Origin of the sequence: Enterobacter cloacae complex sp. (assembly GCF_900322725.1) — a bacterium.
Lineage (GTDB): Bacteria > Pseudomonadota > Gammaproteobacteria > Enterobacterales > Enterobacteriaceae > Enterobacter > Enterobacter quasihormaechei.
In genome coordinates, this window is sequence record NZ_LT991957.1 from 4,634,705 (window position 1) to 4,660,726 (window position 26,022).

Genomic DNA, 26,022 nt, shown 5'->3' on the forward strand with positions numbered 1-26,022 from the left:
CTTTTAGTGTCCTGTAGCAATCAATAAGAACAATAGAAGCATTAAAAAGACAACAAAAAGTGTCATCCTGTAAAACATTTTTATCCATGAGAAATCGTATATTGATGATACTAATGCTTCTGCCTCCGGAGGAAGATTTTTTTTGCTATTTTGCCTTGTGGCTTTTCCAGCCAAAATCCTTTTCATAAGGAACACACGATGCGCAAATCCGGGAAGACCAAGTTGTTCATAAAAAAGATAATCGTTTACATCTAAATATTGCTTGTCACTCAAAATATGAAATGATTTTGATAGCTCACGGGAATATTTACGATAAAAATAAAAATAAAAACACAAAGAGGCAAACAGTCCTAAAAAAACTAATAAAAGAAGTATTAAACGCAAATCTCCATACATTTATTCGTCCCCAGAAAAAATCAAGTTACTAATCCCTTCACCCAATTCAGCCCCTCCTTTAGTACCCATCCAGGCTCCCGCAGAAGTAGCGCCTAGTCCTACAACAATTCCACACACAAGGGCACCAGTACCCATCGTAGGTATTCCCATTGCACCGCAAAGAGCGCCAGTTCCTAAAGACGCAGCCCAGGCTCCTCCCGCAGCACCAAGCGTACCTCCACCAAACTTACTATATTCAGTAACAGCAACTTTTCCACATTCATCTTCACGATCGACAGTACAGGCTTTATAAACATCATTAGAAGTATTTAAAAAAGAGAACCCTAATGAGATCCAGCCCCCTGCTTTCATAATACTAGCCGCGCGAGAAGAGCGTACAATATAATCTGAATATCCAGGGATCGCGCCGACACCAACTGTACTCCATTCATGAACGATAGAGCGGCTTGATAAGTTCAATGCTTTTTTAATATTTTCGTAGGTTTGTATCTTAAGTGTTAGCTTGCTTAGGTTATTTAATAAAGGTTTTAGCTGAGAGAATAACGCCCTTCTTTCCATATAAAACTGCTGACCAATTAAAGAACCTTGGGATATAAACTGATTCTGATAAGTCCTCTCAATCTTAATGAGTATATTTTCAATTTGCCTGAAATATTTCTCACCTAAATCACCAGCATTCCCAGCTAGTTTATCACCTAAGGAAGTCAATGCAGAAATATTGTCATAATTAGCGTGGAGATACTCTGCAACCGAAGTGTTTAATGATGCCAGCGCATGGTTAATTTTCTGTTTTGCTCTGGAAAGAATACTCAGTTGCGATGACTGATTCGTGTTGTCTGGGTCAGCCACGATGAGTAACTGCCCTGGTTTCAACCAAGGTGTGTCATTATTTATTTGCATAAAGTATCTAGCGGCTTCGCTATTGATATTATTAAACAATAATCGGGCTTGATAATCCAAAGTTCCAGGATGTTGGACCACACAGTAGCCCGGGCTAACGGTTGAACGATGTGTCATATTTAAACCCTTTAATCAACGCACATAGTTGTCCAGAGTTTGCAGTGGTGAATTGTTTAATTATTTCATAATTAAATAAACATTCAAACGCCGATGTACCCTCGAAATCACCGAGGTTTGAAAATAATATCATTCACTTGCCGTTAAAAGTAACTCGCTACTTATACCTTTCTTTAATATTAACTGTGCAGCATATCGAATAGCAGTTTTTTCATTGACAATCTTCAATACAATATCATACTCACTTTTGCGCCAGTCAACCTCATTCAGACGAATACACTCCTCTGTAATCATGATACGCATTGTTGGATGTTGGTCAGGAGAATTAATAACTTCCATTGATTACCAACGCGTTTCATTACAGATGGTGCGTAAACTTATAAAGGCCCATTAAAATTTGTATCCTGCCTGATATCAAAACAAGGGATTTTGTTTTTTTAACGTAACAGAAAGTTTCTTATACTGTGCAGGTGGTAAAATGCAAGCACTACAGGCTAATGCGATTGATATTACGCTTAACTCTCTAATCATCATTCACCTGCAACATATTTGGAATCAATCATCATGACCGGGGAGGTTCCCCGGTCATGGATGAACAATTACGCTTCTTTGTTTTCTTTGATGTTCCAGCCAGCGCTGCTTTCAGCACCTTTACCACCGGCAGTGGTCTGCTCCCAGTACTGCTGTTTCACTTTCGCAGCCTGGAATGCATAGGTCACGCCAACGGTATCGCCATTGTCTGCACCGGTGTACTGAACGGAAGTCACGAGAACGTCTTCCAGGGTGATGCGGGTGTATTCAACCTGCTGACCACCCGCTTTGCAGACCGACAGTTCAACTTTGGTCAGGTGCTTACCGCTTGCGCAGTGTTTCAGGATTGCTGTAGTGGATTTGTCGATCAGAGCGTTAACGTGCAGATCGTTAAAGTTAACCTTACCGGCACCACCGCCACCACCCACACTCATATTACCTGGCTGGGACGCGCCCCAGGAGAAGGAGGTAATGTCAGTCCAGCCGGTGTGGTTAGAATCTTTAGATTCGCCCGTAACACCCTCGACCTTTAGAAACATATCAATAGCCATAATATCTACTCTTCGTGGATGAACAATATTGCTTTCGAAAAAGCCCTTATATGGCAAACAGGAAAGCATGGGGCTGAATAAAACCGTCCATATTTTACCTCTGCCTCATATCAAACGACACATGTCATTTGACAGTCTTACATTCCCCCTGAATGAAAGGAAAGAATGTGAAGTCTTTTACTCTTGTGGATTATCCTGAATCCAGGTGCGGTCAGGATTTCCGATGATTAACTGAGGAGCAAGTTCGTTAAGTTCGTCGCTGTGATAAAGTCGTAAACAGTTTAAGGTTACGCCTTTGATATCGGGTTTTCGCTCTGAATGAAATCCGTTAATTTGATTTATATATTTCCCAATGAGGACATTCACTTTATCCGTGCCATTTTCGGCATCAAAAGGAATCCATTCAATGAATGCACTCGCACTGCGAGCCGCATCAGCAGAAAACTTACTGCCTTTATCTGCCACCTGCGCAAGGCAGCGCGCCAGAACTAAATCTTTTAAAACCTGCCGGTATGTTTGCTGATGATAAAAATCAGGATAGCTATTTCCGGCATTTACATAAGAAGTCATAAACACGAGGAGATAACCCAAATATTTCATCTGATATCCTTTTCTATATAATCAGTTACACACTGACCAGCATGAAGAACTAATATTTCTCTTTCCGCTTCTCTGCAACAACGTATATACCTATCGCTAATACATTAAGCCCAGCACATAAAGATCCATGCATTGCGATTTGCCGGACATCGTCCGGCCAGTTAAATATAAACAGATAGTAGCCAGATACTGTCACAAATAGCATGAATGAAATAATGAGCAACGTATAACTGATTAAATAGTTGATGAATTTTCTTGTTATCGTTTTTAAAGGTAAATTCATTAGCTATCTCGAATTAACAGTAAAGCTGCCGGCCCTTGCGGGCCGGCAATCGTCATTACGCATCTTTCGTCTTCAGCGACGGCAGTTTGGATACCAGACGCAGGGAAACGGTCAGACCTTCCAGCTGGTAGTGCGGGCGCAGGAAGAACTTCGCGGCGTAGTAGCCCGGGTTGTCTTCGATTTCCTGCACCTGCACTTCCGCAGCCGCCAGCGGTTTACGGGACTTGGTCTCCTGGGAGGAGTTCGCCGGGTCGCCGTCGACGTAGTTCATTACCCAGTCGTTTAGCCAGCGCTCCATCTCTTCGCGCTCGCGGAATGAGCCGATTTTGTCGCGCACGATGCACTTCAGGTAGTGGGCAAAGCGGCAGCAGGCAAACAGGTAAGGCAGACGGGAGGCCAGACGCGCGTTCGCGGTGGCGTCCGGATCGTGGTACTCGGCTGGTTTTTGCAGGGACTGCGCCCCGATGAAGGCGGCAAAGTCGGAGTTTTTACGATGCACCAGCGGCATAAAGCCGTTTTTCGCCAGCTCGGCTTCGCGACGGTCGCTGATGGCGATCTCGGTCGGACACTTCATGTCCACGCCGCCGTCATCGCTCGGGAAGGTATGGCACGGCAGGTTTTCCACCGCCCCGCCGGACTCCACGCCGCGAATCGAGGTACACCAGCCGTACTCTTTGAAGGAGCGGTTGATGTTGGCGGCCATCGCATAGGCCGCGTTCGCCCACGAATAGCTGTTGTGGTTCGCGCCGTCGGTCTGCTCTTCAAAATCGAAGCTGTCCACCGGGTTGGTGCGAATGCCGTACGGCAGACGCGACAGGAAGCGCGGCATCACCAGCCCCAGATAGCGGGCATCTTCGGATTCACGCAGGGAACGCCAGGCGGCGTACTCGGTGTTCTGGAAGATCTTGGTCAGATCGCGCGGGTTAGCCAGCTCCTGCCAGGATTCCATCTGCATCACGCCCGGCGCGGTGCCGGTGATGAACGGACAGTGGGCCGCAGAGCCGATGCGCGCCATCTCGCCCAGCAGCTCAACGTCCTGCGGGCTGTGGTCGAAGTAGTAGTCCCCGACGATGCAGCCAAACGGCTCGCCGCCAAACTGGCCGTACTCCTGCTCGTAGATTTTTTTGAAAATCGGGCTCTGGTCCCAGCCCACGCCCTTGTAGCGCTTCAGGGTGCGGCCCAGCTCCTGCTTGGAGATGCTCATAAAGCGGATCTTCAGCATCTCGTCGGTTTCGGTGTTGTTGACCAGGTAGCTCAGGCCGCGCCAGGCGCTTTCCAGCTTCTGGAACTCATCGTGGTGAATGATCTGGTTCACCTGCTGCGAGAGCTGCTCGTCGATACCGGCAATCAGGTTCTGAATGGTGCGGTAGGTGTCGTTAGAGAAGGTGACGGTATTTTCCAGCGCCTGCTGCGCCAGGGTTTTTACCGCGCTTTCGACGGCGGAGCGCGCCTGGTCGGTTTTCGGACGAAACTCTTTGTTCAGCAGCGCGCTGAACTCGTCCTGGCTGAACGCCTGACCCGCCTGCTGATCGTGTTGTTGAGTCTGGTTGCTCATCGATTATTCCTCGCTACCTTTCGCACTTTCGTCATTTTTTGGCATCTGGCTCAGGGATTTGAGCAGCGTCGGATCCTGAAGGATTTTTGCAATCAGCTCTTCCGCGCCGTTTTTGCCGTCCATGTAGGTCAGCAGGTTAGAGAGCTGCGTGCGCGCCTCCAGCAGCTTGTTCAGCGGCTCAACTTTGCGGGCCACCGCGTCCGGCAGGAAGTCGTCCATGCTGTCGAAGGTCAGATCGACGTTGAGCTTACCTTCGCCGGTCAGGGTGTTATCTACCTGGAACGCCACGCGCGGCTTCAGCGCCTTCATGCGTTCGTCGAAGTTATCGATGTCGATTTCCAGGAATTTACGCTCGTCGACGGCTGGCAGGTTTTCCACCGGCTTGCCAACCAGATCGGCCATAACGCCCATCACAAACGGCAGCTGAATTTTGCGTTCTGCACCGTAGATCTCTACGTCGTACTCGATCTGCACGCGGGGAGCACGGTTGCGTGCGATGAATTTCTGTCCACTGTTACTCATTGCCATGATGTTCTCCATCAAAGATGCGCGGTGAAGGTGAAACGGCAGACTCCATGCCTGTCGTCATAATGCCAGGACGCGTCATTCGCGGCGTCCAAAGATGTTTTCCAGTTGGTTAACGCCGTCCGGCGCCAGGTCGCGAATAATGTCCATAAAGTTGAGTTCAGACAGCCGCTGCACCCGTTCAATCATCAGCGGTGCGGGATGGCTTGGTTCGTACTGAGAAAAATACTGCTTCGCTTTTTCCAGCATCAGCTGCGCGTCGGCGCGGCTGGTCACCTGCACGCTGCGCCAGTCCGTCACCTGCTGGACGGGCTGGGCGGCCACCTGCTGTGGCTCGGCGTGCGGTTCAGCCTGCGCGTCACGGTTTGGCAGCAGCTTGCTGATATCGGTCACCTGACAGGCGCTGGAAACCAGCCCGACGGTTTTCAGCAGCTGTTCCATCTCCGGCACGCCGCTTTCACCGAGATAGCCGGTAAGCAGTTCGCGGATAGCCAGCAGGCGCTCGTTGATCACGATAACCGCCGCGGTGCCGGGCTGGTCGCCGCGCGCCAGCTCGTCAATCAGCCTCGGGCGACCGCCGGGGTAGTCCGGGCATTCGGTTTTGCTGCCGTCGAGCAGCGCCTGCGCATCACGCAGCGAAATTTCATCGCCGTTTGAGCGCAGCAGCGAGGCGTTGCGCACCGCGACGGTGAGCTCGGATTTATCGCTCAGCCCTGCCAGAGCGTTAATGCGATAGAACGGGTCGGTTTCGCCATACTCTTCCAGCAGCGGATAGAGCGGCTCCCAGTAGCGCGCGATCGCCTCCTGCACCAGCAACAGCCCGTCCGCGTAGCCCGCAAGACCGCGACGGCGGGTCCAGGCGTGGGTTAACGCCAGCATCACGCGAAGATCTTTGGTGCGGGTCAGCAGGCCGGTGGCGAGCTTTTCAACGGTGTTCCAGTCTGCGGGCTCTGCCGGGATGATGGTGTCGCCAAACTGCTGCTCGGCTTTGCCCTGGCTTGCCTGGTTCATCGCCTGGAAATCGGCGTCGTACTCCAGGTTTTCACCGCAGGGGTTGTCGGGGCTTATCGGCGCGAGAAATTCATCGATATTCATAAGGTCCCTGCTTACTCAAACATAGGCGGGTAAAGCCCGTGACGACCCGGTCGGGCGCCGCCTGCCGGATCGAACAGCAGCGTAAAGAGCTGCCCGGTAAAGTTTCCGCTGTGCACGTGGGTGTAGAGCGGGTAGCCGTCGCAGCGGTTCGTCCACCAGTAGCTGGTCTGGCGCAGCGGATCGAAACACTCCGCCGCTTGCGGCCAGCCCAGGGTGTTCTGACCATCGTCGTCATAGCCAATCACGTCGAGAATGTCGGAACGCTTTTGCGGCTCTACCGGCTGCGGCGCCGGGATGGTCATCAGCATGTCATCCAGCTGGGAAGCAGAATAGCTGTTACGCACCGCGTGCAGTCCCAGACGCCCCAGCTGCTGGTACCAGCTTTCGGCCTGCCCGAGCAGGCGGGACGACCACTCGGCCGGCGTAAAGCTTAGCTGAATACAGACCGGATAGTGGCGGCCCACGCTGTCACGGCCCGGCAGCAAGCAGCCCATCTGAATCATCTGGCTGCCGAGCATCGGCGGGACGACAAAATTCCACACCGGGGCTTTAGAAAACGGGCGCTCGCCGCTGCGCTGCTCTTCCTGCTGCCAGGCCAGCAGGCCGACCTGGAACCAGTGCGACCACTGGCGTTGCAGGGTATCCGGAAAGCGACGCTGCAAAAAATCTCCGGCGCTGGGTAATTTGCCATACCAGCTGTAGCGGTTCATCGCAGGGGTATTCGTCATACGGCTGTCCTTGCGGTTATGGGCATGAAAAACGGGGAAGCTGGAACGGGTTGCGGATGCTGTTCGGCGCAAACTCCAGCGTGACCTGATGTCCGTCGACGTTGAAGGTGGCCTGACGGCTCAGGCTACCCGCGCCAGGGCTGGTGCGCGCCTTGTCGAAAAAGCGGTTGAGCGCCCATGAACCGTTGGTCACCAGCGTTGCGGTGCTGCCGTTTGCCAGACCGAGCTGCATACGCACCTGGTTCGTCCCGCCCGGCCCCGGCCAGTTCATGATTTGCACCGCCTGCGGACCGTGGCTGTAGCGCAGCAGCTGACCGTCCACGTCCAGCGTGAGGTTCAGAATAGTATTATCCATCCGCACGGTGCGCACCGTGACCTTAAAGGATGGCGTGGTAGCGCCGTTGGCAAAGAAAGCATCGCGGATGGACTGCGCCTGCTGGAACGGACGCAGCAGCCCTTCGCTGCCCGGCAGCGTTTTGCCGTCGATGCCCGGCATAAAACGCCAGTTCGCCTGGGTGGTGTCCACCTTGTTGGTCAGGTTGTCGCGAAAGAAGGTGTCCATCAGCCCGGTGCCCGGCGCGAACATGCGGGCAAGATCGTCCGGCGTCACTTCGGTGCTGGCGCTACGCACCAGCGGGTAACGCCCGGCAATAGCCTGACGGCAGAACCCGCCCACTTCCACGTTGATGCGCTTACGCACGTTCTCCAGATCGCGACGCTGGGTATCGCTGCTGGCGCCCACGGCCATATTGCTGAACATGGTTTGCAGCCCGCCCGGCAGACGGCCCGCGCTGGCTTGCAGGCGGCTGATGGCATCGCCGCCCGGCGCGGGCATACCGCTGTTTGCTGCATCCTGAACGGCAGTCAGGTAGCGATAAAGCTCGTCAACCTGTTTGAGAAAATCATCAAAGACGATGGTTTTGCCGCCCTTCTCCAGCGGCTGCGCCAGCTCAATCATCGGCGCATAGTGGTCGGTCACCAGTTGCTCGGGCGCCTGCGTTACGACCGCGCCCTGCGTTGGAGCGTTGTCACCGTTGCTGAACAGCGCTTCCAGCGTACGGGTGGCGCGGTTGCTTTGCTCTTCCGCTTTCTGCGCATCCTCCGGCGCAGGCGCAGTGCGCGACAGCGTCAGCACCTTGCTCAGGTTGAGCACCAGGCGGCGCAGCGGCGAGTTGGTGCCTGAAAGCAGGCGCGCGGTGTTGATGCGCTGGGAAAGATCGGCGCTGTTATTGAGCTGAATGTCCGCGAGAAAGCGATCCCAGTTGACGATGAAGTCGCGCATGTAGAGCTGACGCACGGCGTTGTCGATCTGCTGTTTATCTTCCTGAGCGGTGGTCGCCCCCAGAACCCAGGCATCATCTTCGTGCAGGGCGGTGGTCACGCTGTCGATCTGGTCGTTAAAACTTTTCCAGTAGCCGTCCGGCGTATAGAGCCCCGGCACGCCCTCACTCACCGGCTTGCCGCTTTTACGCGAAAACACCAGCTCGCTCTGCGGGCCGCCGAGATCTGAAAGCGAAACCGGCTTCAGGTTTTCATCATGCTCCAGCAGACGCTTCAGGCGTCCGTACACGCGGGTGGAGAGCGGCTGCTGGTTGATAAGCGCCCTCTCGCGGGCCACCAGATCCTCATCCTGGGCATACGGTGAAGCCTGAATTTTAGGTTCCAGCAGCTGCGTCAGGTGCCACTCCAGCTCCTGAAGCTCCGCCTGCGTCACGTTCTGCGGCAGGTTGCGTTGCAGGTTGAGCATCACCCACGAGTGCAGGAATTTGCCGTCGTAATGCTTCGGCTGGTAAAGCATCTGATAGGCCTTCAGCGCCTCATAGCTGTACTCCACGTCGCTGCCGTTGTCGTTGCGCAGCCAGGTGGTTATGTGCATCGCCACGGCGGGCAGCAGCATCTGATCCAGCGCTTTCTGATACAGCGATTGCGAGGCATCGCTGACGTCATCTCCGCGATAAAGCCCCATGCGACGTGAAACCGGCGGATCGTTAACGTCAAAGGCCTCGCTTTTCGGCAGATCCACCAGGCTGTTAAGCAGCGGCAGAAGCGCAAACAGATCGCGCTGAGGCTGGTTTTGCAGCGCCTTGCTCTGCTGCTCCAGCCCCGGGACTTTTGCATCCACCTCTTCCAGATAGGCTTTATTTTTGGCGTAGCTGGTCAGCCACAGGGCACCCAGGATCACCAGCAGGGCCAGCAGCGCCGCATAGCCGGACCACATCACGGCGCGGTTGCGCAGTTCCCACCAGCGGTTTTCGCCGGCGATGCCCGCCTCCTGGAAAATGACGTTTTGCAGCAGGTTCTTAATGAAGAAACTCTGACCTTTCGCCCCCGGGATCGGCGCTTCTTTACTCACCGAGTCCCAGCGGTCGCTTTCGCCCCCTTCTGGTAGCGAGAGCGCGCGGTTCAGCTCGCCCATCACGCGGTCAAACGGCATGCCTTCCTGGGTGCCGCTGGCGAAGTAGATACCGCGCGGAGAAAATTCAGTTTCGAAATTTGAGCGCGCAAAGACCGTGCTCAGGTAGTCCGCCAGCAGCGGGCGCAGCGCGGCGAACTCCTGCGGGAAGAGATAAGCTTCCGCACGGGCTTTTGCATCGTGCTCTTTCAGCATGGTTTCCGGCAGGCCGGCATCCAGACGCTGTTGCAGCAGGGAAAACTCCTGCTGGAAGTTGCCCATCAGGTCGTAATCGGCGTGTTTGGTCTGCTCCCACGGCAGGGTAAAGCCCCAGATCTGATCGCGCTGGGCTTTGTCGTAATCCGCAAACCAGGCGCGGAAGCCTTTAAGCAGGTCCGCCTTGGTGACCATCACGTACACCGGGAAGCGAATGCCCAGCTGTTCGTGCAGCTCGGAGAGACGCTGGCGCAGGTTCACCGCCTGCTGGCGGGAGGCCTCCGCGGACTGCGAAAGCAGGTCGGAAATGCTGATGGTGATAATCACGCCGTTGATGGGCTGGCGGCGGCGGTATTTACGCAGCAGGTTGATAAATTCCAGCCACTCGCCGGCATCCTGAACCTGCTCGCTCTCCTGAGTGGTGTAACGCCCCGCAGTATCCAGCAGCACCGCCTCATTGGTGAACCACCAGTCGCAGTTGCGCGTGCCGCCAATGCCGCGCAGCGCGGTTTTACCGAAGCGGTCCGCCAGCGGGAATTGCAGCCCGGAGTTGGCCAGCGCGGTGGTTTTACCGGAACCCGGTGCGCCAATAATGACGTACCACGGCAGTTGATAGAGGTACTGGGTGCTGAAGCGCTGCGTCCACTGCGCGCCGTGCCCCGCTTTGCTGAAGTGGGCTTTTTTCAGCATCTGGGCGGCTTCGTCGAAACGCCCGGCAAGGATCTGCTCCTCGCTGTTCAGACGTTTCTGCGGATCGGCCGCTTCCGGGCTGGTGGTATTTTCGTTAAGCTTGTCCATCAGCTTGCGGTTCAGCCAGGCGTTATACAGCCGGGGCAGAATGTGGCTCTGGGCCCAAATCAGGTAGACCACCGCAATGCTGATGACGCGGTTCTGCTCGGATTCAAGAGGCCGGGTATCCACGATGGACAACAGCGGGCCAATCATCCAGATCACCGCCGCGAGCGCCGTTACGCCCAGGAAGCTCCACAGAATGCGATTGGTCAGTATAGAAAGTAGAGTAGTCAGCATCCTTAGTTTCCTTGCGGCAATCCGTTCAGCTCGGCCTGGGTATTGTCAGGCGACACCAGCAGCGTAATCTCCACGCGGCGGTTACGGGCGCGATTCTCAGGCGTCGTGTTAGGCGCTACCGGGTTGATCTCGCCCCGCCCTTCGGCTTTGACGCGCTCAGGCTGGGACAGGCTGCCCTGTAGCTGTTTTTGCACCGAGCGGGCGCGCTCAAGCGAGAGTTCATAGTTGGAGGCGAAGCGGGCGCTGCGGATCGGCACGTTGTCGCTGTACCCCACCACCAGAATTTTGCCGCTGACGTTATTCATCGCCTGGGCGATGCGGTCAATAACCGGCTCATAGCGATCGCGCACCACGGTTGAGGCCGAGGCAAACAGTCCGTCCCCTTTCAGGATCACCACGCTGCGATCCGCCTCATCCTTCACGGCCACCAGACCGGCCTCAATTTCCGGTTTCAGGAAACCGCGCAGGTTCAGCACCGCCGGCATCTGACGCGCAGGCTGCTGGATAGTGCTTTCCGGCAGCTGGGACTGGTAAATCTTCGCCAGCACCGGGCTGGTGTTATCGCCCAGGCGCCAGTTGAGGACGATATAGAACAAGCAGGCGATAAAGCCCACCAGCGCCACGCACGCCCAGAGAGGAATCATTGGCCGCCAGAGCTTACGCAGCACGGGGCGATCTTCCGGATGCGGGGAAAGCGGCGGCGGGTAGCTGCCGCGCACGCCGCGGATCATTTGCCACAGACGCTGTTTGATGGTTTCAAGCTGGGTGCGGCCATTGTCCAGCACGCGGTAGCGCCCTTCAAAGCCGAGCAGCAGACAGTAGTTGATCATCTCCAGCAGCAGAATGTGTTCACGCGGATTCTGAGACAGACGCGCCAGCAGCTGGAAAAACTTCTCGCCGCCCCAGGTTTCGTTATGAAACGTCACCAGCAGGCCGTTGCTTGACCAGACGCCGCTGCTTCCCCAGGGGGTCAGGGCGGCGGCTTCGTCCAGCGCCGTGCAGAGGCAGTAGCGCGCGCCGACAATCACTTCATACGGTAAGCCCGCCTGCTGGCACCGCACTTCGAATCGGCGAATTTCGTCGATCAGGCGCTGGCGCAGCCCGACCTGATCGTCGTGGGAAACCGAATGACGGATTTGCGGAATCGCATTGAGCAGCGGATTGGCGGCCGCCACCAGCTGATTATTCCCACTGGCTCCGGTAAACACGGCATCGCTGCCGGTATCCTGTCGTTCCTGCATATTAAGCGCTCGCTTTATTATTCTGTCGGGCTACGGATGGCCCAGAACTCCATATCGAGACCCGGGAATTCCCCTGCGAGATGCAGCGCGAATGCCCCGGACTTGTCCATCTCGTGCCACAGCTCGCTGCCCCTCTCGAGCTCGAAATAGCTGTAGCCCGCATGCCACGGGATCTGCGGCGGTGCGACGGGCATGGCCCGCAGCATGATGCCCGGCAGCTGAAGCTGAACCAGATCGCGAATTTTTGAGACAGGCGCAACCTTCATCTGGGCAGGGAAATGGGTTTGCAGGTGTTCGCCCGGGACGTTGGCTTTTACCGCCAGCACGAAGCCAAACTCGCGAACCATGCTGGTCTCCGGCACGGTGGCGATGTTCAGTCCGTGAGAGCGTTCGTGCAGCGGCAGCTGAATGGCATGATCTTCCATGACCAGCGACAGCCCCTGACGCAGCATCAGCATCAGTTTGCTGAAGCAAGCGGCGAGATCGTCATGGTCGTATACCGGCAGAATGCTCTCTGCGGTACGCTGCGGCGTCCAGGTGGCGAGTTCCGTGGCAAACGGCAGCCAGCTGCGCCAGAGCGCTTCCGGGTGAAGCAGCGGCAGCGTTTTTAAATGCGAGACGTCGCCCAGGTGGCGGTTGATCAGCGAGAGAAGCGTGAACTCGACCATCTCGGACGTATTGAAACGCCCCGGCTGGCGCAGACGGCCACCAATCTGCTGGCTACGCTGCACCAGCAAGCCGTGCAGATCGTTGATCATGCCGTACAGCTGCGGGCTGTTATTGGCGTTCAGCATGGGCGGGATGTAACTGTTATCCAGCCGCACGTGGTTGTCGTTGCGCTTTTCGGTGACGAACGCCACGCCGATTGCGGTCCACTCTGCCGTCAGATCTTTCTCCAGCATCAAGGTCAGACGAAGGCGACCAAACTGGACCGTGGCCTCCCCGACCGACATGGCGTTATCGTCTTCCACCTCTTGCTCAAAGGTAATAAAACGCGCCAGAGAAGCGTGCTCTTCGCTGAAAATCACCTCTTCACGGCCACCGCGACGAACCGGCAGCGCAAGCACCACTTTTTCATTGGTGAGGTTATCAGGGATTTTTAGCGGGGCCGGACCGTTGCGATCGCTGCGAACCTGGAAAAACGTGCCGTCAGGCAGCAAACCGCTACAGTAGCTCAGGGCAATGCAGCCCTGGCGAAGCATCGCTTCGTCCAGCTCAAGGTCGAGAAAGCCCCAGAGGTACGATCGCTGCAATGCTCCCCATTCCCGAACGTGGTTGAGGAGGTAACGTTCTGTCCGCTGAAAATGGTGGGGACGCAGGAACATGCCCTCTGTCCAGACGACCTTTTCTGCTTTCGTCATGATGATCTCTTTCCTGTTATGAAGGGCGTTACTGGCTGATGACCCGGATACCGTTTACGTCAAGGAAGACGCTGGCCTGGAGTTCATCTGCGGACCATTTCCAGAACTGGTAAATCGCGTTTTCGCCGGGAACAGGCAAAGGGAGTGAGACACGCCATTTTTTGCCGTCCAGCGCCTGGTATTCCGCCATCACGCCGATATAGCGCGCGTCCGGCGAGCTTTGACCGCTCAGGGTTTTCGAAAGCTGGCCCGGCATCAGGAAGAACACATCGCTGTTCAGCAGATTCGCGCCAAGCGTGGCTGACGCGTTGTTCTGTAAGGAGTAGAAATCGCTGGACATGAAATCCGCATCGGATTTCAGCAGCATCACTCTGACCTTAAGCGGCGCAGAATCATTGATTTGAGGATGAGCCTGAAACTGTAGATTGTAGCGGGAGGGGTCGCTGTGTGAAGACGACGTACAACCACCGATCAGCGCGAAAATCAACGCAAAAAATGGGAACCACATCCGATGAAAATTTTTATTATTCATAAAAATATGCTCGTGAAACCCGTTTAGTTCAGGATCCAGGTACCGTTCGCGCTGTCTTTGCAGGCTTTGCTGTTGCCATCGACATCGACGCAGGTGGTTTTCTTGCGCGCTTTAGGGCGCTGCGCCTGTTTACGCACGGTGGCTTCGTACTGGTCAGCCTTGATCACGGCACGCATCGGCACGTAACCAATCAGCTGTTCACTCCCTTCATCGGCCAGCGCCATCCAGAAATGTTCAACCTGCCCCAGCACAACGTAAGTTTTACCGGTCTCAAGCGTGCGGATCACCTTTCCGCCGTAGTCAGGGCGGCTCATCAGGGATGCCGGGTACATGGCACGATACGGTTCATTCACCTGAGTGAACTCCGCCGGCGGGGTAACAGCGTGACGGTGCGTCAGCGTGACGCCATTAACCTGGCTCGTCACGATCGTATCATCGGTGATCGCTGGTTTCTGCGGCGCCTTACAGCCCGCCACCGCCATAACAAACAGAAGTGATAACAATACGCGCAGTTTCATATGCTTTTCCGTAGCGATATTTAGAGGATGAAGAGAGGGGATAAAATTTGACTTAGGTGCTATTGTTAAAATAGTCAGGATATTTTCAGCATGTAACTATTTTAGGGCATAGCTACCGCACGAGCCCTACAGAAATAGGCTCAGCGTGTTCCTGACATATTTTGACAAACGGTAGACAAGTTTACATGAGCTTGCCATCAATTCAATATTTCCCGTCTGCTTAATGGCGTATAACGATCCGCCCAATGCATTATAGGATTAATCTCATTAAAAATGCGCACTTAGCTTAAATCTGCTTTTTCTTAGGCAGGGAATGCGCATATCTTATTGAAAATTAATAATTAAATACCCAAAAGAGAACCACTATCATTAACGTAAGCCACCTATTATCGCCACTACCATAATTAGTAGAATTTCATTTTTTCTGTGCGCTGTGGGATATATTTAGGATATTTACATTGTTGCATTTCAAAGATAAGTTTTATTCTTAACGAGTGCCCGCATTAACTAAGGCAGAGGGAAATAACGCCAGTATATTAATTTCGCGTGCCGAAATAACTTTTGAGAATTTAGCCTTCGGGGTTATTTTTTGTGCCTTAATAATTAAGTCTGGCTACATCTTTTTGTTCTTTTAATGTTCAACAGGAAGCATTTAACCCCACAATCAGGGGTATTGACGGTAAACCTAGCGCTAAAAGTTTTACCATTGCTACATATTTTTTTTACTTCCTGCCAACATCCTCCTGGCCATTCATCCCGCCGCTTGACTTATTTTGTGATAAAGGTACTTTTCAGGACATGAAGAAGATCCTGATTATCGTTCCTGACGGCGGCATGCTGTTTGAAGCCGCCGGTATCGCCGACATTCTGATGCAGGCCAACCGGCTGCACCCGGACGGCCTTGCGCAGCCCCGCTACCGCATCATTATTGCCACCACCCAGCCTCATCTGGTGATCCACGGCCAGTCCGGTTTAAACCTGCTGGCGGACTATCGCCTGCCGGAGCTGGATCCGCGCGAGCCGCTGGACACTATCATCATTACCGGGCGCGGCATAAATGAGCAGGAGAGCACCGCCGTGGTGGACTGGCTGCACCTTGCCGCGCCGCATGCGCGACGCGTTGCCTCTGTTTGCGGCGGAGCGCTGCTGCTGGCACAGGCCGGACTGCTTGATGGGCGCCGGGCAACGACCCACTGGCGGCTGCTGGAGACGCTGAAAACGCTCTATCCTGCGGTCAACGTTGAGGGTGGCCCGCTCTATGTTCAGGATGGTCCCGTCTGGACGTCCGGCGGCGTCAGCTCCGGGTTTGACTTGACGCTGGCGCTGGTGGAGGACGATTACGGCTTCACCCTCGCCCGCAACGTGGCGCAGGATATGGTGATGTACCTGCGTCGGCCCGGCGGCCAGCTACAGTTCAGCCGCTATAATCTGGAGCAGTCCGGCGCGACCGGACCCGTAAGCGAGCTGCAAAGCTGGATCCTGCAAAACCTTACCGCAGATTTGTGCGTCGAAAAGCTGGCTGAACGGGTCGCGATGAGCCCGCGCAATTTTACCCGCGTGTTCACGCGCGATGTCGGTGTACCACCGGCGCGTTATGTCACTGAAGCGCGCCTGGCCGCCGCCCGCCAGCTTCTGGAGCAGACCCAGCATCCGCTTGAGGTCATTGCCGAAAAAAGCGGGTTTGGTTCCAGCATTAACCTGCGTCGGGTGTTTGAAAAGCAGCTTCATCTCACGCCGGGCGAATACCGCCAGCGCTTCCACTGCCGCAAAATGGCGTAATCTGATCCTTTTTTGTCATTTACGCCATCCGACCTGACGCCTACAGTCAATTCAGACAACACAGATAAGGAGTGCATCATGGTTAAGGTCGGTATTAACGGTTTCGGCCGTATCGGACGTAATGTTCTGCGCGCGGCGCTGGGCAACCCGGATCTCCAGATTGTGGCCATAAACGATCTGACGGACAGCAAAACCCTCGCCCATCTGCTGAAATATGACTCTCTGCTCGGCACGCTGCCGGTGCCTGTTGAAGCGGCGGACGGCGCGCTACAGGTTGACGGGCAACGCATCACCGTATTCAGTGAACGCGACCCGGCAAGTATTCCCTGGAAAGACGCTGGCGTTGAGGTGGTAATAGAAGCGACCGGGTTCTTTACCGAACGTGAAAAAGCGGCGGTGCATATCACGAGCGGCGGCGCAAAACGCGTCATTATTTCCGCGCCGGCTAAAAATGACGACCTCACGGTGGTGATGGGCGTGAACCACACGCTGTACGATCCGGCTCAGCATTTCGTGGTCAGTAACGGGAGCTGCACCACTAACGGGCTGGCGCCGGCGGCGCAGGTGCTGCACCAGCAGTTCGGCATTGAGCACGGGCTGATGAACACCACCCATGCGTACACCAACAGCCAGGCGCTGCATGACCAGCCGGAAAAAGATCTGCGCGGCGCGCGCGCGGCAGCATTATCGATTGTGCCTTACTCCAGCGGCGCGGCAAAAGCGCTCGGGAAAGTGATCCCCGAGCTGGACGGCAAGCTTACCGGGTATTCCCTGCGCGTGCCGGTTCCGGTGGTGTCGATTGTCGACCTGACGGTAACGCTGAGCCGCAATGTGACCGCCGAAGAGGTGAATGACGCCTTTCGTCAGGCTGCCGCCAGCGGGCCGCTGAAAGACATTCTGGGCTACAGCGATGAACCGCTGGTCTCCAGTGATTATCAGGGCGACCCGCGCTCATCCATTATCGACGGGCTATCAACGCTGGTGATTGGCGGGAATATGGTGAAGATCCTGTCGTGGTACGACAACGAATGGGGCTTCTCGAACCGTCTGGTGGATCTGGCGGTGCTGATGGATAAGAAAGGGTTGTAAGGCTTAAGCCGGGTGGCCTGAAGCCTACCCGGCTTGTCAGTCACCGTTTCATTTCGTTAATGCTCAAAGCCTCAGGAATCGATCTGATCCCGGTGCGGTGAAAGCGCGCCCGAATTGTCTGGTTATGCGAAAAATGGGATATTCAACACGCTAAGTTAACGATATTCGTCTAAGGTTTTCAGGTAATTGACAACAGCGGTCACGCTGCTCAGTGAAGACAGGAGACGAACTGATGATAAGACCTCGCGCACGACGCCCCGCTTTTTTGCCCCTTGCGCTGGCAGGCGCACTACTCGGTGTTACCGCATTTGGTTATGCTGAAGACCAGCCAACGAGCCAGCAACGCTCACCGGATATTCTCCTTGGCCCTCTCTTTAATGACGTACAGAGCGCCAAACTGTTCCCGGATCAGAAAACCTTCGCGGATGCCGTACCCAAAAGCGACCCGCTGATGATCCTGGCGGATTACCGGATGCAGCATACCCAGTCCGGTTTTGACCTGCGCCACTTCGTGGAGATGAACTTTATCCTGCCGAAGGAAGGTGAGAAATACGTTCCTCCGGAAGGTCAAAGCCTGCGCGAACACATCGACGGTCTGTGGCCTGTACTGACCCGCACCACAGACAAAGCGAACAAATGGGACTCCCTCCTGCCCCTGGCAAAACCCTATGTCGTGCCGGGAGGACGCTTCCGCGAAGTCTATTACTGGGACAGCTATTTCACCATGCTGGGGCTGGCCGAGAGCGGGCACTGGGACAAAATCAGCGACATGGTGGACAATTTCGCTTACGAGCTTGATACCTGGGGCCATATCCCTAACGGCAACCGCAGCTACTACCTGAGCCGCTCTCAGCCGCCGTTCTTCTCGCTGATGGTGGAACTGCTCGCCACGCATGACAGCGACGCGTTAAAGAAATACCGTCCGCAGATGGAGAAAGAGTATGCCTACTGGATGGAGGGGGCAGAGGGACTTCAGCCCGGCCAGGCGAACAAACGCGTGGTGAAGCTGGACGATGGCGCCCTTCTCAACCGCTACTGGGACGATCGGGACACGCCGCGACCTGAATCCTGGCTGGATGACGTGACGACCGCCAAAAACAACCCTAACCGTCCGGCCACGGAGATTTACCGCGATCTGCGCTCTGCCGCCGCCTCGGGCTGGGATTTCAGCTCCCGCTGGATGGACGACCCGCAGAAGCTGGATACCATCCGCACCACCAGCATCGTGCCGGTGGATCTGAATGCGCTGATGTTTAAGATGGAGAAACTGCTGGCCCGCGCCAGCCAGGAAGACGGCGATAGCGCCAGCGCAAGCAAATACGACGCGCTGGCCTCCGCGCGCCAGAAAGCCATGGAAAGCCACCTGTGGAACGATAAAGAGGGCTGGTACGCGGATTACGATCTGAAAACGAAGAAAGTCCGTAATCAGCTTACGGCTGCGGCCCTCTTCCCGCTTTACGTGAAGGCCGCGTCACAGGAACGCGCCAATAAGGTGGCCGCAGCCGCGTCGTCGCGCCTGTTGAAACCGGGCGGTATCTCTACCACCACCATCAACAGCGGGCAGCAGTGGGATGCGCCGAACGGCTGGGCGCCGTTGCAGTGGGTAGCGGTGGAAGGGTTACAAAACTACGGTCAGCAAAAAGTGGCGATGGACGTAACCTGGCGTTTCCTGAAAAACGTTCAGCATACCTACGATCGCGAGAAGAAGCTGGTTGAGAAGTATGACGTCTCTTCGACCGGTACCGGCGGTGGCGGCGGCGAGTATCCGTTGCAGGACGGTTTCGGCTGGAGTAACGGCGTGACGCTCAGAATGCTGGACATGGTCTGCCCGAAAGAGAAGCCGTGCGACAGCGTACCGGAGAATCAGCCTGCGGCGAACGATGATGTCGCGCCTGCAAAACAGGCGGCGCAGTAGCGCCCCTCACCCTAACCCTCTCCCCAAAGGGGCGAGGGGAAGGTCCGTGCAATAAAGTGGCCCGGTAGCGTTACCGGGCTTTTTTCAGAAGCTGTAGCTTGCCCCAACCTGGAAGGTCCGGTCGCGGCCTATCCAGCAATTGGTCGCGTCATAGCAGGTGAGCGTTTCTTTGTTTGTGACGTTCTGCGCGCTCGCCTTCAGCGTGAGTCCCTCCAGCGCTGGCGCCAGTTCGCCCATGCGGTAAGAAGCCGCCAGATCGTACTGCGTAGTCCCGCCCAGCTTGCCTGCGTCGTTGCCCGGCGAGATTTCCATCGGCCCGGTGTAGCGCGCGCCGGCCCCCAGCGTTACCCCTCTCAGCGGCGTGCTGTCAAAGGTGTAATCCCCCCAAAGGTTTAAGGCGTTCTCAGGGACCTGCGTTGGCCGTTTGCCCTGATATTTGTCATCTTCGGTGTTAATGGCGTGGGTGTAGGCGTAGTTGGCAATCAGCGTCAGGTTATCCGTTGGACGACTGATGGCTGAGATCTCCGCGCCCTTAGATTCCACTTCCCCGGTCTGGCGGTAGTTCAGGAAGCCCGGATCGCTGGTCACCACATTTTTCTGACGAATGTTAAACACCGAGGCGGTGAAGGTGGTTGCGTATTCCGCCAGCAGGTATTTCACCCCACCCTCCACCTGCTTGCTGGTGGTGGGCTTAACGTCTTTCGCGGTCAGCGTACCCTGCGGCGATACCGGGGCGAACCCTTCCGAGTAGCTGATAAACGGCGAGAGCCCGTTATCGAAGGCATAAAGCGCGCCCAGTCGTTTGGTGAGGCGATCCTGCGATACCCAGGCTTTGTCACCGTTTTGCAGATAGTTGGTGGTGACCGAACGGTAGTCATCATAGCGCAGGCTGGCCAGCAGGTTCAGCCCGCCGAACTCCACCTGATCCTGCACGTAATAGCCGTTCTGCTGATAGCTCAGCCGGTTTTTCTGCGCGGTATAAAGCCCCAGCGCACCGCTATCGATCTGCCCGCGATCTGGATTGCGCATATCAATACCCGGCGTGGACGAGGCGTAACGGTAGTGGAAGTGAGAGTTCAGCTTCTGATAGTCAAAGCCCGCCAGCAGATGATGCTTCCAGTCTCCCAGCGCGACGGTGCGGGTGACCTGGTTATCAATGTTGAAGCTCCGCAAATCTTCATCCGTGGTGTAGGCAAAGCGGTTAAGCTGGTAGACCTCACTGCCCGTCCCGGTGGAATAGACGCTGCGCTGGTGGGTGTCCACATCAAAATAGCGCGCTTTCTGGTTAAAGCCCCAGCCGCTGTCAAACTCATGTTCAAAGCTGTAGCCCAGCATCCACTGGCGTTGCTTAAAGCCGCTCCACTCATCGCCGGCGTAATCACGACGATCGGCGTATTTCGAACGCAGATAGCTTAGCGGCATCGGGTCAGACGGGGTCAGGCTCGGCGTATTTTGCGCCAGCGCGTCAATGGTCAGGCGCGTTTTGCTGTCCGGCTGCCAGGTCACGGAGGGGGCAACCAGATAGTTTTCATAGCGCGTGGTATGCGCCTGTTCGTCACTTTCCGTCGCTTTGCCCAGCAGGCGATAGTGCCAGTCGCTGGTCGCGATCTGCCCCGTGGAGTCCAGATACCCCTCTTTCAGACTGCGGTTGCCGGTATTAAAGCCCAGCTCCGTTTTCGCCGCTTTCTGCGGCTTTTTACTCTGGATATTGACCAGCCCGCCCGGGGAGCCGCCGCCATAAAGCACGGATGATGGCCCTTTCAGGATATCGACGCTCTCAATCAACAGCGGATCGATTCGCGCTTTGGTGTTACCCGTGACGTTATAAGGAAGTTGCAGGCCGTTGTAGAACTCCTGCTCAACGTTGAACCCGCGAATTTTATATTCGCTCATGTAAGAGGTGCTGCCTCGCACCTCCGTGGAAACACCCGGCGCATAGCGCAGGATCTCGTTTACCGAACCGGCGTGCCGCTGCTCGATCTCTTTAGCGGCGATGGTGTTGATCACCTGCGGCGTTTTACTTTCCGCAACGGCTGATTTCGTGGCGCTGTTGGTCCAGCCGGGAAGCGCATCGCCCTGCTCTGTTCCTGTCACCACGATGGTGGATTCTTCTGCGAAAGCCTGTGTCTGCAATGCCAGCGTAACGGCGCCTGCCAACGCGCATAACGCCAAACGTGAAGTATGCATAGTGTCGTCTTGTTATTAGATGATATTGGGAACGCCAATTATTATCATTTCCATTAGCAAAGCAATATGCGCGGAGAAAACAGATCGTTTGTCTTAAGTTTCATGCGAGCGTGCCGATAACCCAGAGACAGTCTGTCATCTATCGAGGAGCCATCTGGCGTGAGTAGCTACAGTGAGCAGTTCCTGAAACAAAATCCGCTGGCTGTATTAGGGGTGTTACGCGACCTGAAAAAAGGTGAGGTGCCGCTGCGCATCAACTGGACAACCCGTCAGTTTATCAGCAAGATCCTGGACGTGACGGCAGAGCACCTGATTGTGGATCTGGGTAGCCAGAGCGATGAAAACCGTGCCGCGCTACAGGCAGAAAATCTTTCGGTAATGGCCGAAACGCACGGAGCAAAAGTTGAGTTTGTGCTGCCTCGCCTCACCGCGATCGCCTACCAGGGTTTGCCAGCGTTTATCGCGCCGTTGCCTGAAAATCTCTGGTTCGTGCAGCGCCGTGAGTTTTTTCGCATCAGCGCCCCGCTTCACCCGGCCTACTTCTGTAAGGCAAAAATGCCGGACAAAAAAGAGATCCGCTTTCGCCTGTTCGATTTATCGCTGGGCGGCATGGGTGCGTTAATGGATACGCCGAAGCCGGAAGGGCTGGTGGAAGGTATGCGTTTTAGCCAGATCGAGCTGGATATGGGCGGATGGGGACGCTTCTGGTTTGATGCTCAGCTGATTGCCATCAGCGAGCGCAAGGTGGTGGACGGCAAAAACGAGACCATTACGACGCCACGCCTGAGCTTTCGTTTCCTGAATGTCGGGCCAGGCGCCGAGCGCGAACTCCAGCGCATCATCTTTTCACTGGAGCGTGAAGCGCGTGAACGCGCGAATAAAGTGCTCTGAAAGGCGTCGGGCAGCGTGCCGCCGCCCGACAAAGGGATTACATAGCGTCCATCGCTTTCTGTACTTTCCAGATATAGCGTGGCGCCTGTGCTGACGGATGGTTCTTCACAACGTGTTCGAAGAATTCATCTTTATCCATATCGTTAATCTCTTCTATCGCTTCTTTGCGATCGGAGGAGAAGGTTCTCAGCAGCGCGCCGGCCCCGTTAACGTACGACACCACCAGCGCGTATTGCATCACCTCCGGATCCTCAATTCCCTTCAGAATGCCGTGCTCAAGAATGCTCAGGTAGGCGGTTCCCATAGAGATATTACGTTCCGGGTTTTTCAGCTCGCTGGTGGAGGGTTGTCCCTTCCAGCCCATATAGCGATAGACCTCCCTTCCCGCCGTCGAGGCTTTTAGCTGCATCAGCCCCACCGCATTCGATTTACTCACCAGCGTTGGGTTGCCGCCGGATTCCACCGCAATAATTGCCGTGATCAGACGCGGGCTCACGCCCCAGGCCTTCCCGGCTTGTTCGCTGATCGGCATCCACTGCATGGCCCGCTTCACCGGCACGTCAGGGTTCCAGGGGGGATTTTGATAATCATGTTTTGAACTACAGCCAGCGAGCAACACAATCAAAAAAGCAAACCATCTCAATTTCACGTCATCTATCCTTATAGCCGGTCATCGCGGTACGTCGCCCCTTGAAGCAGGCGGCGTTTAAGCGGCATGATATAGACAATTAGTTTCTCATTCAGCAAGGAATTGCCATGCCTCAGTTTCATCTCATCGCACCGTCGGGCTACTGCATCAACCAGGAAGCGGCACAGCGGGGCGTTCAGCGCCTGCTGGAAATGGGCCATCAGGTAGAAAATCAGACAATTATCCCCCGCCGCATGCAGCGTTTTGCCGGTACGGAAGCGCAGAGACTGAGCGATATCAACAGCCTGGCGACGCTGGAAGGCGAAAACAACGTTGTGCTGGCCGTGCGCGGCGGATATGGTGCGAGCCGGCTGCTGGAGAGTATCGACTGGGCCGGGCTGGCAGCACGCCAGCAGCAGGATCCGCTGCTGATCTGCGGCCACAGCGATTTCACGGCGATCCAGCTCGGCCTGCTGGCACTGCATAACGTCATTACCTTTAGCGGCCCGATGCTGGCCGGTAACTTTGGCGCGCCGGAGCTGGATGCTTTTACCGAGGAACATTTCTGGCGCGCCCTGCAAAACCCGACTTTTACCGTTGAGTGGCAAGGCAATGGACCGCACTGGGAATGTGAAGGACAGCTATGGGGCGGAAACCTCGCGATGCTGGTGTCGCTAATTGGCACACCGTGGCTGCCGCAGATTGAGGACGGCATACTGGTGCTGGAAGATATCAACGAACACCCATTCCGCGTCGAACGCATGCTGTTGCAGCTGTATCACGCCGGGATCCTGGATCGGCAGTCGGCCATTGTGCTGGGTAGTTTTAGCGGATCGGCCCCCAACGATTACGATGCGGGCTACTCCCTCGAGACGATGATTGATTTCATTCGTTCCCGGCTGGACGTTCCGGTGATTGCCGGGCTGGACTTCGGCCATGAGCAGCAAACCGTCACGCTGCCGCTGGGCGCCCGGGCGCGCCTGACGCACGATCATTCAGGCAGTCGGTTAACAATCAGCGGTCATCCGGTCTTAAAGGCATAAAAAAGCCGTTATTCCCCCTCAATAAAACGCTGTTATCGTTGTTAATATGTTAGGGTTTTAATAACAGCGTTCACATTGAGGTGGGAGTAAGACGACATTGGGTGCCACAGCGATAATCAGCCTTTTCATTCTCGGTTCCATCCTGGTAACCTTCAGCATTTTATTAAGTTCATTTTCATCGCGCCTTGGCATACCTATTCTTGTCATTTTCCTGGCTATCGGCATGCTGGCGGGAGTCGACGGGATCGGCGGTATCCCCTTCGATAACTACCCTTTCGCCTATATGGTGAGTAACCTCGCGCTGGCGGTGATCCTGCTGGACGGCGGCATGCGCACCCAGGCAAGTTCGTTTCGCGTGGCCTTGGGCCCGGCGCTGTCGCTGGCGACCGTCGGGGTGCTGATCACCTCGGGGCTGACCGGCATGATGGCGGCCTGGCTGTTTAACCTCGATATGATGGAAGGCCTGCTGATTGGCGCGATCGTCGGCTCGACCGATGCGGCAGCGGTTTTCTCCCTGCTCGGCGGCAAAGGGCTGAACGAACGCGTTGGCTCAACGCTTGAGATTGAATCCGGCAGTAACGATCCGATGGCGGTGTTTCTGACCATCACCCTGATTGAGATGATCCAGCAGCACGAAACCGGCCTGAGCTGGATGTTTGCCTGGCACATCCTCCAGCAGTTTGGCCTCGGCATTATCATTGGCCTTGGCGGCGGTTATCTCTTACAGCATACGATCAACCGTATTACGCTCCCCTCCGGCCTTTACCCGCTGCTCGCCCTGAGCGGCGGCATTCTGATTTTTGCCGTCACCACCGCGCTGGACGGCAGCGGTATTCTGGCGGTTTACCTCTGCGGGTTCCTGCTGGGCAACCGGCCGATTCGTAACCGTTATGCGATTCTGCAAAACTTCGACGGGCTGGCCTGGCTGGCGCAGATCGCTATGTTCCTGGTGCTGGGCCTGCTGGTGACGCCTTCCGACCTGCTGCCCATCGTCATACCGGCGCTGCTTTTATCGGCCTGGATGATTTTCATCGCCCGTCCGCTGTCGGTGTTTGCCGGCCTGCTGCCGTTCCGCGGGTTTAACCTGCGCGAGCGGGTGTTTATCAGTTGGGTGGGGCTGCGCGGCGCGGTGCCGATTATTCTGGCGGTATTCCCGATGATGGCCGGGCTGGATAACGCCCGCCTGTTCTTCAACGTCGCCTTTTTCGTAGTGCTGGTGTCGCTGCTGTTCCAGGGGACGTCCCTGGGCTGGGCGGCGAAAAAGGCCAAAGTGGTGGTGCCGCCCGTCGGCTGGCCAGTCTCCCGCGTAGGGCTGGATCTTCACCCTGAGAATCCGTGGGAACAGTTTGTCTATCAACTGAGCGCCGATAAGTGGTGCGTGGGCGCTTCCCTGCGCGATCTGCACATGCCGGCTGAAACGCGCATTGCCGCTCTGTTCAGGGACAACGCCCTGCTCCACCCGACCGGCAGCACGCGGCTGCGTGAGAACGATATCCTCTGCGTGATTGGCCGCGAGCGCGACCTGCCTGCCCTCGGCAAGCTGTTCAGCCAGTCGCCGCCGGTGGCGCTGGATCAGCGTTTCTTTGGCGATTTTATTCTGGAAGCCAGCGCCCGTTTTGCGGACGTGGCGCTGATTTACGGCCTGGAAGATGGCCTTGAGAATCGCGATAACCAGCAAACGCTGGGCGAGATCATTCAGCGACTATTAGGCGCTGCGCCGGTTGTGGGTGACCAGGTGGAGTTTGCCGGGATGATCTGGACGGTGGCCGAAAAAGAAGATAACGCGGTGCGCAAAGTCGGCGTAAGGCCGATGGAGGAGGATGCGGAGTAGCTGTTTTTTGCCGGGTGGCGGCTTCGCCTTACCCGGCCTACAACACCCTCGAACGAAGGCCGGGTAAGCGTTAGCGCCACCCGGCACAC

General features: G+C 55.9%; 22 protein-coding genes and 1 pseudogene. 6 read left to right on the forward strand and 17 right to left on the reverse strand.

The window, feature by feature from the left end:
- Window positions 1-3 precede the first annotated feature (3 nt).
- From DBR02_RS22690 to DBR02_RS22750, 14 genes are all read right to left on the reverse strand, one after another.
- On the reverse strand, window positions 4-396 hold the full coding sequence (locus tag DBR02_RS22690) for a hypothetical protein (RefSeq protein WP_107535528.1): 393 nt from the start codon (window positions 394-396) through the stop codon (window positions 4-6).
- Entirely contained in the window at window positions 397-1,413 is a 1,017-nt protein-coding gene (locus DBR02_RS22695) for a hypothetical protein (RefSeq protein WP_107535529.1), read from the reverse strand.
- Window positions 1,414-1,542: 129 nt separating this feature from the next.
- The gene (locus DBR02_RS26650; protein WP_129741712.1) at window positions 1,543-1,752 is read right to left on the reverse strand and encodes a hypothetical protein; all 210 of its coding nucleotides are present in this window, start codon (window positions 1,750-1,752) and stop codon (window positions 1,543-1,545) included.
- A 260-nt stretch (window positions 1,753-2,012) separates the two neighbouring features.
- A complete protein-coding gene (locus DBR02_RS22700; protein ID WP_014884229.1) occupies window positions 2,013-2,495 on the reverse strand; it encodes an Hcp family type VI secretion system effector in 483 nt (160 codons plus the stop codon).
- Between the two features lie 177 nt (window positions 2,496-2,672).
- On the reverse strand, window positions 2,673-3,065 hold the full coding sequence (locus DBR02_RS22705) for a T6SS amidase immunity protein Tai4 family protein (protein ID WP_369750646.1): 393 nt from the start codon (window positions 3,063-3,065) through the stop codon (window positions 2,673-2,675).
- Between the two features lie 368 nt (window positions 3,066-3,433).
- Complete coding sequence (tssC, locus tag DBR02_RS22710) at window positions 3,434-4,933, reverse strand: type VI secretion system contractile sheath large subunit (protein ID WP_063868514.1); 1,500 nt, start codon at window positions 4,931-4,933, stop codon at window positions 3,434-3,436.
- A 3-nt stretch (window positions 4,934-4,936) separates the two neighbouring features.
- The gene (tssB, locus tag DBR02_RS22715) at window positions 4,937-5,461 is read right to left on the reverse strand and encodes a type VI secretion system contractile sheath small subunit (RefSeq protein ID WP_022648413.1); all 525 of its coding nucleotides are present in this window, start codon (window positions 5,459-5,461) and stop codon (window positions 4,937-4,939) included.
- Between the two features lie 75 nt (window positions 5,462-5,536).
- Window positions 5,537-6,553 (reverse strand): type VI secretion system protein TssA, encoded by a 1,017-nt coding sequence (gene tssA, locus DBR02_RS22720; RefSeq protein ID WP_107535531.1) that lies wholly within the window; start codon window positions 6,551-6,553, stop codon window positions 5,537-5,539.
- A gap of 11 nt (window positions 6,554-6,564) precedes the next feature.
- Window positions 6,565-7,281 carry a type VI secretion system-associated protein TagF gene (gene tagF, locus DBR02_RS22725; RefSeq protein WP_063868513.1) on the reverse strand — a complete coding sequence of 239 codons (717 nt, stop codon included), beginning with the start codon at window positions 7,279-7,281 and terminating at the stop codon, window positions 6,565-6,567.
- Between the two features lie 16 nt (window positions 7,282-7,297).
- Window positions 7,298-10,918 carry a type VI secretion system membrane subunit TssM gene (gene tssM / locus DBR02_RS22730; RefSeq protein WP_107535532.1) on the reverse strand — a complete coding sequence of 1,207 codons (3,621 nt, stop codon included), beginning with the start codon at window positions 10,916-10,918 and terminating at the stop codon, window positions 7,298-7,300.
- A gap of 2 nt (window positions 10,919-10,920) precedes the next feature.
- The gene (locus tag DBR02_RS22735; RefSeq protein WP_107535533.1) at window positions 10,921-12,159 is read right to left on the reverse strand and encodes a DotU family type VI secretion system protein; all 1,239 of its coding nucleotides are present in this window, start codon (window positions 12,157-12,159) and stop codon (window positions 10,921-10,923) included.
- 17 nt (window positions 12,160-12,176) lie between these two features.
- Window positions 12,177-13,520, reverse strand: a complete 1,344-nt coding sequence (gene tssK / locus DBR02_RS22740; RefSeq protein WP_107535534.1) for a type VI secretion system baseplate subunit TssK — start codon at window positions 13,518-13,520, stop codon at window positions 12,177-12,179.
- Window positions 13,521-13,548: 28 nt separating this feature from the next.
- On the reverse strand, window positions 13,549-14,052 hold the full coding sequence (gene tssJ, locus DBR02_RS22745; RefSeq protein ID WP_063868509.1) for a type VI secretion system lipoprotein TssJ: 504 nt from the start codon (window positions 14,050-14,052) through the stop codon (window positions 13,549-13,551).
- Between the two features lie 23 nt (window positions 14,053-14,075).
- Window positions 14,076-14,570 (reverse strand): hypothetical protein, encoded by a 495-nt coding sequence (locus DBR02_RS22750; RefSeq protein ID WP_107535535.1) that lies wholly within the window; start codon window positions 14,568-14,570, stop codon window positions 14,076-14,078.
- Window positions 14,571-15,368: 798 nt separating this feature from the next.
- Here DBR02_RS22750 and DBR02_RS22755 point away from each other — a divergent pair.
- From DBR02_RS22755 to DBR02_RS22765, 3 genes are all read left to right on the forward strand, one after another.
- Complete coding sequence (locus DBR02_RS22755; RefSeq protein ID WP_063868507.1) at window positions 15,369-16,349, forward strand: GlxA family transcriptional regulator; 981 nt, start codon at window positions 15,369-15,371, stop codon at window positions 16,347-16,349.
- 78 nt (window positions 16,350-16,427) lie between these two features.
- A complete protein-coding gene (gap, locus tag DBR02_RS22760) occupies window positions 16,428-17,438 on the forward strand; it encodes a type I glyceraldehyde-3-phosphate dehydrogenase (protein ID WP_107535536.1) in 1,011 nt (336 codons plus the stop codon).
- Window positions 17,439-17,670: 232 nt separating this feature from the next.
- Window positions 17,671-19,353 carry an alpha,alpha-trehalase gene (locus DBR02_RS22765; protein ID WP_107535537.1) on the forward strand — a complete coding sequence of 561 codons (1,683 nt, stop codon included), beginning with the start codon at window positions 17,671-17,673 and terminating at the stop codon, window positions 19,351-19,353.
- An 84-nt stretch (window positions 19,354-19,437) separates the two neighbouring features.
- Here the strand turns inward: DBR02_RS22765 and DBR02_RS22770 are convergent, their stop codons facing one another.
- On the reverse strand, window positions 19,438-21,540 hold the full coding sequence (locus tag DBR02_RS22770; protein WP_107535538.1) for a TonB-dependent siderophore receptor: 2,103 nt from the start codon (window positions 21,538-21,540) through the stop codon (window positions 19,438-19,440).
- 159 nt (window positions 21,541-21,699) lie between these two features.
- On the opposite strand from DBR02_RS22770, the gene ycgR reads away from it, so the two are divergent.
- On the forward strand, window positions 21,700-22,431 hold the full coding sequence (gene ycgR, locus DBR02_RS22775) for a flagellar brake protein YcgR (RefSeq protein WP_063868503.1): 732 nt from the start codon (window positions 21,700-21,702) through the stop codon (window positions 22,429-22,431).
- Window positions 22,432-22,468: 37 nt separating this feature from the next.
- Here the strand turns inward: ycgR and emtA are convergent, their stop codons facing one another.
- The gene (gene emtA, locus DBR02_RS22780; protein WP_063449596.1) at window positions 22,469-23,080 is read right to left on the reverse strand and encodes a membrane-bound lytic murein transglycosylase EmtA; all 612 of its coding nucleotides are present in this window, start codon (window positions 23,078-23,080) and stop codon (window positions 22,469-22,471) included.
- A gap of 107 nt (window positions 23,081-23,187) precedes the next feature.
- Between emtA and ldcA the strand changes: the two genes are divergently transcribed.
- Complete coding sequence (gene ldcA, locus DBR02_RS22785; RefSeq protein WP_107535539.1) at window positions 23,188-24,102, forward strand: muramoyltetrapeptide carboxypeptidase; 915 nt, start codon at window positions 23,188-23,190, stop codon at window positions 24,100-24,102.
- Window positions 24,103-24,199: 97 nt separating this feature from the next.
- Window positions 24,200-25,933, forward strand: coding sequence for a potassium/proton antiporter (locus DBR02_RS22790; protein WP_107535540.1), 1,734 nt, complete (start codon window positions 24,200-24,202; stop codon window positions 25,931-25,933).
- Here DBR02_RS22790 and DBR02_RS27265 read toward each other — a convergent pair.
- A pseudogene (locus DBR02_RS27265) lies at window positions 25,868-26,020 on the reverse strand (hypothetical protein); the annotation flags it as partial. The gene DBR02_RS22790 and the pseudogene DBR02_RS27265 overlap by 66 nt on opposite strands.
- Between the last annotated feature and the right edge of the window lie 2 nt (window positions 26,021-26,022).

Bases quoted from the DNA above. Each gene is read 5' to 3' on its own strand.
- DBR02_RS22695 (WP_107535529.1), bottom strand. From the start codon at position 1,413: ATGACACATCGTTCAACCGTTAGCCCGGGCTACTGTGTGGTCCAACAT.
- DBR02_RS22735 (WP_107535533.1), bottom strand. From the start codon at position 12,159: ATGCAGGAACGACAGGATACCGGCAGCGATGCCGTGTTTACCGGAGCC.
- tagF (WP_063868513.1), bottom strand. From the start codon at position 7,281: ATGACGAATACCCCTGCGATGAACCGCTACAGCTGGTATGGCAAATTA.
- DBR02_RS22690 (WP_107535528.1), bottom strand. From the start codon at position 396: ATGTATGGAGATTTGCGTTTAATACTTCTTTTATTAGTTTTTTTAGGA.
- tssC (WP_063868514.1), bottom strand. From the start codon at position 4,933: ATGAGCAACCAGACTCAACAACACGATCAGCAGGCGGGTCAGGCGTTC.
- tssA (WP_107535531.1), bottom strand. From the start codon at position 6,553: ATGAATATCGATGAATTTCTCGCGCCGATAAGCCCCGACAACCCCTGC.
- tssB (WP_022648413.1), bottom strand. From the start codon at position 5,461: ATGGCAATGAGTAACAGTGGACAGAAATTCATCGCACGCAACCGTGCT.
- DBR02_RS26650 (WP_129741712.1), bottom strand. From the start codon at position 1,752: ATGGAAGTTATTAATTCTCCTGACCAACATCCAACAATGCGTATCATG.
- DBR02_RS22705 (WP_369750646.1), bottom strand. From the start codon at position 3,065: ATGACTTCTTATGTAAATGCCGGAAATAGCTATCCTGATTTTTATCAT.
- DBR02_RS22750 (WP_107535535.1), bottom strand. From the start codon at position 14,570: ATGAAACTGCGCGTATTGTTATCACTTCTGTTTGTTATGGCGGTGGCG.
- tssJ (WP_063868509.1), bottom strand. From the start codon at position 14,052: ATGAATAATAAAAATTTTCATCGGATGTGGTTCCCATTTTTTGCGTTG.
- DBR02_RS22770 (WP_107535538.1), bottom strand. From the start codon at position 21,540: ATGCATACTTCACGTTTGGCGTTATGCGCGTTGGCAGGCGCCGTTACG.
- tssM (WP_107535532.1), bottom strand. From the start codon at position 10,918: ATGCTGACTACTCTACTTTCTATACTGACCAATCGCATTCTGTGGAGC.
- tssK (WP_107535534.1), bottom strand. From the start codon at position 13,520: ATGACGAAAGCAGAAAAGGTCGTCTGGACAGAGGGCATGTTCCTGCGT.
- ldcA (WP_107535539.1), top strand. From the start codon at position 23,188: ATGCCTCAGTTTCATCTCATCGCACCGTCGGGCTACTGCATCAACCAG.
- DBR02_RS22755 (WP_063868507.1), top strand. From the start codon at position 15,369: ATGAAGAAGATCCTGATTATCGTTCCTGACGGCGGCATGCTGTTTGAA.
- gap (WP_107535536.1), top strand. From the start codon at position 16,428: ATGGTTAAGGTCGGTATTAACGGTTTCGGCCGTATCGGACGTAATGTT.
- DBR02_RS22700 (WP_014884229.1), bottom strand. From the start codon at position 2,495: ATGGCTATTGATATGTTTCTAAAGGTCGAGGGTGTTACGGGCGAATCT.
- DBR02_RS22765 (WP_107535537.1), top strand. From the start codon at position 17,671: ATGATAAGACCTCGCGCACGACGCCCCGCTTTTTTGCCCCTTGCGCTG.